Source organism: Saccharopolyspora halophila, from assembly GCF_039531955.1.
Lineage (GTDB): Bacteria > Actinomycetota > Actinomycetes > Mycobacteriales > Pseudonocardiaceae > Saccharopolyspora > Saccharopolyspora halophila.
The window spans coordinates 1-660 of sequence record NZ_BAAARA010000026.1 but is presented as its reverse complement, the minus strand read 5'-3'; the positions used below and the strand labels follow the sequence as shown (position 1 = coordinate 660).

Below are 660 nucleotides of genomic sequence, written 5' to 3'. Positions count from 1 at the left end.
TCGCCCGGTGGGAATTTCTGTGATCGCGGCTGTAGACATCATCGCTTGGTCTTGTTACTGTTTCTCGCAGCGAACGGAGAGCACTGAAGCGCCATCAGCGACGAATCGGCGCCGCGAGTGATGAACGTGGAGTTGCAACCCCCCTGGGCGGGCAAGTCGCCGCCCGCCCAGGGGTGAAGACCAGCCCGAGAGTTCTGTACGCGAGCGAGAGGGGGTCGTCGAGTCGCTGTTTTTTCGCCGCTCGCCGCTTATCCCGGTGTTCGTGGATGGATGAGTGGCTTGAGTAGTGAGTAGGTATCCCCTCGCGGCCCCCGCTGCACCACTGGTGCGGCGGGGGCCTTGTTGAGGGGTGAGGGAGCGGTATTGAGCCAGGATCAGCCCGGGGCCGAGGCGAAGTTCGACGACGAGGATTACCCCGCCTACACGATGGGGCGGGCCGCGGAGATGCTGGAGGTGACCCAGCCGTTCCTGCGGTCGCTGGAAGAGGTCGGCCTCATCGATCCGCAGCGTTCGGCCGGGGGGCACAGGCGCTATTCGCGTCGACAGCTGCGACGGGCCGAACGCGCCCGCGAACTCATCGACCAAGGCACCCCGGTTGCCGCGGCCTGCCGGATCATCACGCTCGAGGACCAGCTCGCCGAGCACACCGGGCCATCGGAG

Annotated in this window: 1 protein-coding gene; it reads left to right on the top strand. The window is 66.1% G+C overall.

Going from position 1 to position 660, the window contains the following annotated elements; genetic code table 11:
- Positions 1-363: 363 nt before the first annotated feature.
- Positions 364-660 (top strand): MerR family transcriptional regulator (locus tag ABD289_RS25085; RefSeq protein WP_344138097.1); only part of this gene is annotated, 297 nt, incomplete at its 3' end.